Annotated in this window: 11 protein-coding genes; 4 read left to right on the top strand and 7 right to left on the bottom strand. The window is 67.1% G+C overall.

The genetic code is table 11. The annotated features are described in order from the left end of the window. From DBR20_RS06915 to DBR20_RS06940, 6 genes are all read right to left on the bottom strand, one after another. Window positions 1-179, bottom strand: a 179-nt coding sequence (locus tag DBR20_RS06915; RefSeq protein ID WP_146186964.1) for an SDR family NAD(P)-dependent oxidoreductase, incomplete at its 3' end; no start/stop codon positions are given. An 82-nt stretch (window positions 180-261) separates the two neighbouring features. Next, window positions 262-1,206, bottom strand: a complete 945-nt coding sequence (gene fabD, locus DBR20_RS06920; protein WP_108265669.1) for an ACP S-malonyltransferase — start codon at window positions 1,204-1,206, stop codon at window positions 262-264. Between the two features lie 165 nt (window positions 1,207-1,371). Next, window positions 1,372-2,154, bottom strand: a complete 783-nt coding sequence (locus DBR20_RS06925; protein WP_108265670.1) for a serine/threonine protein phosphatase — start codon at window positions 2,152-2,154, stop codon at window positions 1,372-1,374. Window positions 2,155-2,227: 73 nt separating this feature from the next. Beyond that, window positions 2,228-3,205, bottom strand: coding sequence for a beta-ketoacyl-ACP synthase III (locus tag DBR20_RS06930; protein WP_108265671.1), 978 nt, complete (start codon window positions 3,203-3,205; stop codon window positions 2,228-2,230). A 91-nt stretch (window positions 3,206-3,296) separates the two neighbouring features. Continuing rightward, window positions 3,297-3,491, bottom strand: coding sequence for a 50S ribosomal protein L32 (gene rpmF, locus DBR20_RS06935; RefSeq protein WP_025879386.1), 195 nt, complete (start codon window positions 3,489-3,491; stop codon window positions 3,297-3,299). A 107-nt stretch (window positions 3,492-3,598) separates the two neighbouring features. Continuing rightward, window positions 3,599-4,108, bottom strand: a complete 510-nt coding sequence (locus DBR20_RS06940; protein ID WP_088101178.1) for a YceD family protein — start codon at window positions 4,106-4,108, stop codon at window positions 3,599-3,601. Window positions 4,109-4,222: 114 nt separating this feature from the next. On the opposite strand from DBR20_RS06940, the gene DBR20_RS06945 reads away from it, so the two are divergent. After that, entirely contained in the window at window positions 4,223-4,795 is a 573-nt protein-coding gene (locus DBR20_RS06945) for a Maf family nucleotide pyrophosphatase (RefSeq protein WP_108265672.1), read from the top strand. Window positions 4,796-4,823: 28 nt separating this feature from the next. On the opposite strand, the gene DBR20_RS06950 is transcribed toward DBR20_RS06945, so the two are convergent. Next, window positions 4,824-6,665 carry a glycosyltransferase family 39 protein gene (locus DBR20_RS06950; protein ID WP_108265673.1) on the bottom strand — a complete coding sequence of 614 codons (1,842 nt, stop codon included), beginning with the start codon at window positions 6,663-6,665 and terminating at the stop codon, window positions 4,824-4,826. A 44-nt stretch (window positions 6,666-6,709) separates the two neighbouring features. Between DBR20_RS06950 and DBR20_RS06955 the strand changes: the two genes are divergently transcribed. The 3 genes from DBR20_RS06955 to DBR20_RS22750 all read left to right on the top strand — a co-directional run. Then, entirely contained in the window at window positions 6,710-7,663 is a 954-nt protein-coding gene (locus DBR20_RS06955) for a MoxR family ATPase (protein WP_108265674.1), read from the top strand. Between the two features lie 2 nt (window positions 7,664-7,665). Then, complete coding sequence (locus DBR20_RS06960) at window positions 7,666-8,610, top strand: DUF58 domain-containing protein (RefSeq protein WP_108265675.1); 945 nt, start codon at window positions 7,666-7,668, stop codon at window positions 8,608-8,610. Continuing rightward, on the top strand, window positions 8,603-9,358 hold a 756-nt coding region (locus DBR20_RS22750), incomplete at its 3' end, for a DUF3488 domain-containing protein (RefSeq protein WP_258223236.1). The genes DBR20_RS06960 and DBR20_RS22750, both read left to right, overlap by 8 nt.

Consider the following 9,358-nt stretch of genomic DNA (forward strand, 5'->3'; position numbering starts at 1 on the left):
CCACGGCGGTCACGGCCGTGGGCGGCCAGGCGCTCGCCGATCGCGGCGGCGCCGGAATCGGTGGTAGCAGTACCGATGACGGTGGCGCCCTGGGCGGCCAGCAGATCGGCGATGGCGGCACCAATGCCACGGCTGGCACCGGTGACCAGTGCGATTTCACCCTGCAGGGGCTTGCTCATGATGTTTTCCTCAGGCTGGGGCGGCCGCCGCACCCGTGCCGCTTGCAGCGGCCACCGGCACGGTCGGCAGGAACAGGGGCAATCAGGCCGACCACGTCTCGCGGGCGGTTTCGAAATCGCCCGGGGTGGCCAGGGAACGGCCGTCGATGGCCTTGTCGATGCGCTTGACCAGACCGGTCAGCACCTTGCCCGGACCGCACTCGGCGATCTGGGTGACGCCACGCGCGGCCAGGGCCTGCACGCAGCCGGTCCACTGCACGGGCTGGTACAGCTGCTGCACCAGCGCGGTGCGGATCGCGTCCACGCCGTCGTGCACCTTGGCGTCGACGTTCTGCACCACCGACAGCTGCGGCAGCTGCCAGGACAGGCCCGCCATCACTTCGGCCAGACGGTTGGCGGCTTCGCGCATCAGCGGGGTGTGCGAGGGCACGCTGACGGCCAGCTTGACCGCCTTGCGCACGCCCTTCTCGGCCAGCAGCGCCAGCGCACGGTCGACCGCGGCAGCGTCACCGCCGATCACGATCTGGCCCGGCGAGTTGAAGTTGGCCGGAACGAGCACCTGGCTGCCGGCAGCTTCCGCGCAGACGTCCAGCACCAGCTGGTCTTCGGCGCCGAGTACGGCGGCCATCGCGCCGACACCGGCCGGTGCGGCTTCCTGCATCAGCTGCCCGCGCAGGCGCACCAGATGCGCGCCGTCGTGCAGGCTGAGGGCGCCAGCGGCGACCAGGGCGGTGTACTCGCCCAGGCTGTGGCCAGCCAGAACCGACGGACGCGGACCGCCAACGGCGTTCCAGGCGCGCCACGCGCCGATGCTGGCGGCGAGCAGGGCCGGCTGGGTGTATTCGGTACGGTTGAGCATTTCCTCCGGGCCACCCTGGGACAACGCCCACAGGTCGACGCCGGCACCATCGGATGCCTCGGTGAAGGCCTCACGCACCTGCGGGTGCAGTTCGGCCAGCTCGGCCAGCATGCCCACAGACTGCGAGCCCTGACCGGGGAAGACAAAAGCGAGGGTGGATAGGGTCACGCGGTCATCCGCTTGTTGCAATCGAAGCGGGCCATGATAAGGGGGAACATGCCGTGTCGTCTGTACGTGCGCGTATGCACGGCGTATGGAGGCCGCCTGCCGGATCGCCACCGGATGATACCGGCCAGCGGCCGGCACTACCCGATGCTGCGAGCTGCCCCGTTGTCAGCAGAGCAGCTGCAGGATGTCCAGCTCGCCGTCGGCAAACCAGTCCATGCACAGGCCGACCACCATCAGCAGGCCCAGCGTGGTGGCGCCGTGGGTGATGAAAATGGAGTGGGCCAGCGCACGCGCCGAACGCCCCAGCTTCATGCACACCCGCGCCAGGCGCTGCAGGCGGCCACTGACGGCGTGTACGTGCGCACGCACCGGCGCCTGCACCCCGTTCATCGCTTCGGCCATCATCGCCTGCAGGCATTCGGGGCGGTCGGCGTAGTACTTGGCCACGCCGTAGCCGAACATCAGCCAGTCGCGCGCCTGTGCCTCGGCCAGGTCCATCACTTCCAGCGGATCTTCTTCGAAGTCGATGAAACCGACGTTCTGGCCATCCCAGGTGAGGTTGCGCGGCAGCGGCTGGCCGAAATACGCGCCACGACCATGCGCTTCGGCAATGGCCTGCATCGCCGCAGCCACGAGGCGATCGCGGCCGGCATCGTCAGCTTCGCGCAGGCAGGTATTGAACGAGTTGCCGTTGTCGCCGATCACCAGCGCGGCATGGCCACTGCCGATCACCGCGGGCACGTTCACGCCCTGCGCCTGCAGTTCAGCCAGACGGCGTGCCTCGGTTTCGCGCGCGGCGTCGCCACCGCGGTGCGGCGGCGGGCGCAGGGCATCGAGATGGAACCGGCGGGCAACAAAATTGAGCAGGCCCAGGGCCAGTGCTCGGCTTCCTTCGCCGTACTGCTTCAGCCAGGCGCGTTGCCCTTCGATGACGATGGGCTCAACCATGACAGTCTCCTTTAACGCATTACGGCCCCAGAGGGGCCGTAACGACGGTTTCACGTTGTCGTAACTCGCTCTATCAATAGCGCAGCAGTGCCGAACCCCACGTGAAGCCACCACCGAATGCTTCCAGCAGCAGCAGCTGGCCGCGCTCGACCTTGCCGGAACGAACGGCAGCATCCAGCGCCAGCGGCACCGAGGCGGACGAGGTATTGCCATGCCTGTCGACGGTGACCACCACCTGGTCCATCGACATGTCCAGCCGCTTGGCGGTGGCTTCGATGATGCGCAGGTTGGCCTGGTGCGGGATCAGCCAGTCCAGGTCGGACTTGGTCAGGCCGTTGGCATCAAGGGTTTCGTCCACGACCGAGTCCAGCGCCTTGACGGCGTACTTGAACACGTCGTTGCCCTTCATGTTGATGGTGCCGCCACCATTGTTGCCTTCACCGAAACCGACCGAGACGCCGACTGGATTCCACAGCAGCTCTTTCTTGCTGCCATCCGAATGCAGGTGGGTGCTGAGGATGCCGGTTTCTTCGTCGGCCTTGAGCACGACGGCGCCCGCGCCATCACCGAACAGCACGCAGGTGGTGCGGTCTTCCCAGTCGACGATGCGGGTCAGGGTTTCCGCGCCGATCACCAGTACATGGCGGGCATCACCGGAGCGGATGAATTTGTCAGCCACGCTGAGCGCGAACACGAAGCCCGAACAGGCCGCGTTGACGTCGAAAGCGGGGCAGCCGCTCACACCGAGCTTGGCCTGGATCAGGCACGCGGTGGAGGGAAAGATCAGATCAGGGGTGGTCGTACCGACCACGATCATGTCGAGCTGCGAGGCGTCGATACCGGCCGCTTCGATCGCACGCAGCGCGGCCTGGTAGCCGAGATCGCTGGTGGTTTCGCCTTCGGCAGCGATGTGCCGTTCACGGATACCGGTGCGCGTCTGGATCCACTCGTCCGAGGTCTCGACCATTTTTTCCAGGTCGGCGTTGGTCAGGACTTTTTCCGGCAAATAGCTACCGGTGCCCGCGATCCTCGAGTAGATCCGCTTGCTCATCATGTTTCCTGTTGCACGAGCCGCCGTTCACCGGCGTGCCCGGGAAAGAAGGCGAAGGCCGCTGCCCAGCGGGCAGCGGCCTTCCGGCACATCAGTCTTCCTGGACAGCAGAAGACTTGGTCTGGATGACCTTCTTGCCGCGGTAGAAACCGTCAGCAGTGATGTGGTGACGCAGATGCACTTCGCCGGTGGTCGGGTCGGTCGACAGCTGCTTGGCGCTCAGGGCGTCATGCGAACGACGCTGGCCACGACGGGACGGGGTAACACGGGATTTCTGGACAGCCATGGGATTGCTCCAAACTCGGTTCGTTTTGCTTCGTCGTTTCGTCGCACAGGACGCCAGCGTCCAGCACACTTTTCGCTTTCGCCGCAGCCGCCGACGACAACCGGCTGCTATTGTTTCTTCAATGCCGCCAACGCCGCGAACGGGTTGGCCTTTTCAATTTCTTCTTCGGTCGGTGCCCAGTCCTTGTCGACTGCCTCACCGTACGGCGACAGGGGTACCACCGGCACCGCCAGCACCAGTTCGTCCTCGACCAGGTCCAACGGACGCAGCTGGCCATCTTCCGGCACCAGCAACGGCTCGTATTCCTCCGGCAAGGACGATTCCTCGTCTTCGTCGCGGATCAGGCCAAGTCTCTGGGTCATCTTCACCGGCAGCAGGAAACGCTGCATGCTGCGCTGACAGGTCAGCGGCAACGCGGTATCGATGCTGAGTTCCACATAGGATACCCGCAAGATCTCGTCGCGACCGAATTCGAGCGAGTAATTACACTCGCCTTCGGTATCTGCGACAAGCCCCTGCAGGCGAGTCAATTCAGCCAGGGAGACCTGACCGTCGAAGCGCCTTCGCGCTACGACCATCCGCCAGGCATCCAGCGTTTCGGGTACGTTCGCGGACATAAGCCGCCGAATATTAAGGATCGGCAGGTCGCGTGTCAAATGACTGCCATGAAAGGCTTGCTGTGGCTGGCTGTGCCGGGCCAGACTGCCGCGCCCCGCCCCCGGAATTCCCGCATGCCTGCCCTGGTCCTGGCCTCCACCTCCCGCTACCGCCGCGACCTGCTGGAACGGCTGGGGCTGCCCTTCGACTGCGCACGCCCGCAGGTGGACGAGACCCCGCAAGCCAACGAGGCCCCGCTGGCGCTGGCGGCACGCCTGGCCAGCGCCAAGGCGGCCGACGTGGCCGCCCGCCACCCCGGCAGCTGGGTGATCGGCTCGGACCAGGTGGCGGACCTGAACGGTCAGCCGCTGGGCAAGCCGGGCACGGTCGAGGCGGCCTGCGCACAGCTGGCGGCAATGTCCGGGCAGACGGTGCGCTTCCACACTGCCATCAGTCTCACCTGTGACGGAGAATCCTTCACGGCAATGGATCTGACCCAGGTGCGCTTCCGCACGCTGCAGGCGCCGGAGATCGCCCGCTACGTGGCCATCGAACAACCGCTGGACTGCGCTGGCAGCTTCAAGTGCGAAGGCCTGGGCATCAGCCTGTTCGACGCCATCGACAATCGCGACCCTACGGCGCTGATCGGGCTGCCGCTGATCGCACTGTGCGGATTGCTGCGCAGGGCCGGATGCTCGGTGCCGTAACCCGGCCCGCTACACGAGGCACGATGCCTCAGCGCTTTTCCACGACGAACGGCTGTTCCTGCCACTGCTCCACGCTGCCATCGCGACCATGCAGACGCAGGCCCAGCCAGTGCTTTCCCGGTGACAACGTACCCGTATCGAGCGTTGCATCGAAACCGACAGCCGGATGCTGCGGGTCGGTGCTGTCTGGCCAGGCATGGCGGATATCGAACACCCGCCCGTAGCTGGCGTCGCCGATCGAACGACCATCCACCAGCACTTCAACCCGCGACAGGCCGACACCTTCCTTGAACGCCCAGCCCTTGATCGCCAGCGTGCCGCTCACCACGTCGCCGTTGGAGGGGGTGTCCAGCCAGGCCAGTGCGGGGGCTACGCATGGACCCTGCGCGCGCTGCACCGGCAGGCTGAACAGCAGGAAGCGCTGGAATCCATGATCGTTGCTGACCACGCGCGGTGGCGGCAGCGGCCCGACCTGTTCGCAGAGGGCGTGATAGCGGGTGAGCAGATCGCGGAAACGCTGATCGCTGGGCGACAGCACCAGGAGCATCGGCACGTCGCGCTCGCCCTCATGCACCTGGTTCCATTGCGCCAGCTGCGCGGTACGGCCGTGCTTGTCGTTGAGCGGATGCGGCAGCACTTCGATGTCACCGCGGCCCAGCTGGAAGCCCAGTTCGGCGCCCACCTTGAAGTTGCCGGCCAGTACGCGGCTGCCTTCAGGCATCTGCTGCAGTTCTTCGCGGACCGCAGCAGCCAGCGGCTGCCAGCCGGCGAAGTTGCGCGGGTAGTACTTGTCGCCGGCCAACTGCTCGCGCAGCGATGACGAGGACGCCATCAGGTAATAGCCGAAGGCCAGCACCATGCCCAGCCCGGCCAGCCACCAGCCGGTACGCCGCAACCAGCGCGGCCAGCCGTTGAGGATCACCGGCACCGCCACCAGCAGGGCCAGGTAGCCCGGCAGCGGCCAATGGAAGCTGATGCGCTCGACGTCGGTGAAGAAGCCCAGTGCGAAGATGCCCAATGTCGACACACCGCCGACCAGACCGAAATAACGCCACTGCACGCGCGCACCGCCGCCACTGCGGGTACCCGCCAGCGCCACCTTCCACATCGCGATGCACAGGATGGGCGTCACCAGCATCGGCTGGATCACCAGGAACCACAGTCCGCGCCACTCGAACGCCCACGGATGACGCTCGACCACCTGGAACTTCAGGCCGGCATCGTGATTGTCGGCATTCCAGGCCAGCAGCGGCAGCCATGCCAGTACGCCAACGGCCAGGGCCACCCAGACGCGCGGATCGGCCAGCATGCGCCGGCCCTGCGGCAGCGCCAGCAGGGCAACGAAGCCGACGCCGATCACGCCGATGAAACGATAGTGGCTGAGCGCGCCGATCAGCAGGCCCAGCGCCAGTTTCACCGCCGAGGACGCGTCTACGTTGCGCAGCAAGCGTGCGCCGGCGTCCAGGCACAGCACCGCCGCCAGTGCCATCGGCACATCGGGTACGGCCAGCAGACCCAGCGTGGCCGACAACGGCATCAGCAGCGTCAAGCTGCCGGCCTGCCAACCCGCAACGTTGCCGAACCAGCGCGCCGCAATGCGCGATACCAGCAGCGGCAGCAGTGCGCCAATGGCCAGGAACGGCAGGCGCAGTGCAAGCACGTGCTGGCCGCCAAGCTCCACACCCAACCGGGTCAACCAAGCCGTCAGCCCTGGCAGATCCGAATAGGCCGCCGCCAGGTGCTGGCCTTCCTGCCAGTAGAACGCCTCATCGACGAACAACGGCAGGCGCGCGGCCACGACCAGCTTGGCCGCTGTGACGAGCGTCCATAACCAGAGAAAAATCGTACGTGCGCGTTGTTCGCCCTGCATTGCTCTATGGATAGAATCGACCGGTTACCGAACTTGAGACGACCATGACAGCTTCGTCCCCCATGCCCAGCATGCTAACCGATCAACTGCGTCAGTCCCTGCGCAACGCGCAGGACCAGGTCAATGCACTGGTGCTGGGCAAGGTGCAGGAGGTTCGACTGGCCTTTGTGGCCCTGCTCTCTGGCGGCCATCTGCTGATCGAAGACCTGCCCGGTCTCGGCAAGACCACATTGGCCCATGCCCTGGCCAGCAGCCTGGGGCTGAGCTTCCAGCGCGTGCAGTTCACCTCCGACCTGCTGCCGGCCGACGTACTCGGCGTATCGGTCTACGACGCCGGCAGCCGCCAGTTCCAGTTCCATCCCGGGCCGGTCTTCACCCACGTGCTGCTGGCCGACGAAATCAACCGGGCGCCGCCGCGCACGCAGAGCGCCCTGCTGGAAGCGATGGCCGAGCAGCAGGTCACCCTCGACGGTCAAACCCATGCCCTGCCCGATCCGTTCTTCGTGATCGCCACGCAGAACCCGGTGGATCTGTCAGGCACGTTCCCGCTGCCCGATTCGCAGCTTGATCGCTTCCTGCTGCGGCTGGCGATGGGCTACCCCAGCGCGCAGGCGGAACGTGAGCTGCTGCGCGGCAGCGATCGCCGCGACCTGATCGCCCGCGCGCTGCCCCAGCTGGACGACACCCAGGTACGCGCACTGCGCGAGGCGGTCGGCCAGGTGCATATCAGCGACGCGCTGGTGGACTACGTGCAGGCACTGCTGACCCGCAGCCGCCAGCACGCCGGCGTGCGCGTGGGATTGTCGCCGCGCGCCGGCCTGGCTCTGCTGCGCGCAGCCAAGGCACATGCGCTGTTGCTCGGCCGTGGCCACGTGGTACCCGAGGACGTGCAGACGCTGTTCGTAGCGGTGGCTGGCCATCGCCTGGTGGGTGAAGCCGAGTCGAGCTCGGGGCCGACGCTGGCACGCGCGATCCTGCAGACTGTCGCGGTCGATTGAAGATGGCATCGCATGCCCGGCGACTGTTGCAGCTGGCACGCCCGCGCACGCCGGAGTCGTTGCCGCAACGGCTGGACCGACGGCGCATCTACGTGCTGCCCACCCGCTTCGGCCTGTTTGTGGCCTGCCTGCTGGTCGCGATGCTGCTGGGCGCGCTGAACTACAACAACAACCCGGCCCTGCTGCTGGCACTGCTGCTGGCCGCAGCCGCGATCGCCAGCACCATCGCGGCACACCTGCAGCTGTCGGGCGTGCAGATCGATGCAATCTCCGCCGAACCGCTGCCGGCCGGGCAACCGCTGCGCCTGCGCGTGGACCTGTCGCTGCGCGACCCGCGAGCGCGCCACGGCCTGCACCTGCAACTGGGCGACAGCGAGACGTGGCTCGACCTGCCCGCACACGGCCGCGGCGAAGCCGAGCTGGAAGTTCCCAGCGAACGCCGTGGCTGGCTGGAACTGCCGCGTATCCGCCTGTCCACCACACAACCACTTGGCCTGGTCAGGGCGTGGTCATGGGTGTGGCCGGAAGAACCCCTGCTGGTCTACCCGCTGGCCGAAGCGAAAGCGCCACCGTTGCCGCAGCAGGGCAGTGATCCTCTACACACCCGCGCCCACGCCAACGGCGAGGAACTGCATCAGCTGCGCCCGTATCGCGCTGGAGATCCACCGCGCAGCATTGCCTGGAAACACTCCGCGCGCCGCGACACGCTGCTGGTACGCGAATACGAGAAGCCGATAGGCATCGAAGTGGTGCTGGACTGGCGCGCGCTGGCCCCCTTGGGCCAGGAGGCCCGCATCGCGCGGCTGGCACGCTGGGTGGACAGCGCCGAGCGCGAAGGCCGTCGCTACACACTGCTGCTGCCGATGCAGCCGCCGATCGGCCCCGGCCAGGGCGCCAGCCACCACCATCTGTGCCTGCGCGCGCTGGCGTTGCTTCCCCATGGCTGAGCCTGCCCTGCTGCTGGACCACAACACCCGCACGTGGACGCTGGCCAGCGCCGCACTGGCCTTGTTGCCGCTGCTGCTGCAGCTGCCCACCACGCTGGCCGCGTTGATCGCCGTGGCAGCGGTCGTCACTGCCGCACTGTCGCAGCGCGGCATGCTGCCGATGCCGGTGCGCGTACTGCTGGTACTGGGCATGCTGGCCGCCATCGTCTGGCAGATGGGTGCGGTGCGCCCCGGCCGGGATACCGGCTGCGCGCTGTTGGCGGCGATGCTGGCGATCAAGTCCAGCGAGCTGCGCACCCTGCGCGATGCACGCAGCCTGCTCGGCTTTGCCCTGTTTTCACCGTTTGCTGCATTCCTGCTCGACCAGGGGCCGCTGACCACCGTGCTCGCCGTGCTGGCCGGCATCAGCGCCCTGATTGCGCTGCAGCGACTGGCACAGGGTGAAGGCCGCAGTACGCCACCGCCGCTGTCCGCGCAGCTTCGCGGCGTCGGCCGCCTGCTGCTGATCGGCCTGCCGCTGGCGCTGGCCTGCTTCTGGCTGTTCCCACGATTGGCCACGCCGCTGTGGGGCATACCCGAACGCGCCGTCGGTACGCCCGGGCTGTCGGACACGATGGAGCCGGACAAGTGGCTGGATCTGATGGCCGACGATACGCCGGCCCTGCGGGCGCAGTTCTTCGGCGCGGTTCCGGAGCCGGCGCAGCGCTACTGGCGCGGGCCGGTACTGACCCAGTTCGATGGCCATGTC

This window comes from Stenotrophomonas sp. HMWF023, assembly GCF_003060985.1.
GTDB lineage: Bacteria > Pseudomonadota > Gammaproteobacteria > Xanthomonadales > Xanthomonadaceae > Stenotrophomonas > Stenotrophomonas lactitubi.

Excerpts from the sequence above, each read along its gene's own strand:
- DBR20_RS06925 (WP_108265670.1), bottom strand. The coding sequence starts at position 2,154 with ATGGTTGAGCCCATCGTCATCGAAGGGCAACGCGCCTGGCTGAAGCAG.
- DBR20_RS06930 (WP_108265671.1), bottom strand. The coding sequence starts at position 3,205 with ATGAGCAAGCGGATCTACTCGAGGATCGCGGGCACCGGTAGCTATTTG.
- rpmF (WP_025879386.1), bottom strand. The coding sequence starts at position 3,491 with ATGGCTGTCCAGAAATCCCGTGTTACCCCGTCCCGTCGTGGCCAGCGT.
- DBR20_RS06940 (WP_088101178.1), bottom strand. The coding sequence starts at position 4,108 with ATGTCCGCGAACGTACCCGAAACGCTGGATGCCTGGCGGATGGTCGTA.
- DBR20_RS06945 (WP_108265672.1), top strand. The coding sequence starts at position 4,223 with ATGCCTGCCCTGGTCCTGGCCTCCACCTCCCGCTACCGCCGCGACCTG.
- DBR20_RS06950 (WP_108265673.1), bottom strand. The coding sequence starts at position 6,665 with ATGCAGGGCGAACAACGCGCACGTACGATTTTTCTCTGGTTATGGACG.
- DBR20_RS06955 (WP_108265674.1), top strand. The coding sequence starts at position 6,710 with ATGACAGCTTCGTCCCCCATGCCCAGCATGCTAACCGATCAACTGCGT.
- DBR20_RS06960 (WP_108265675.1), top strand. The coding sequence starts at position 7,666 with ATGGCATCGCATGCCCGGCGACTGTTGCAGCTGGCACGCCCGCGCACG.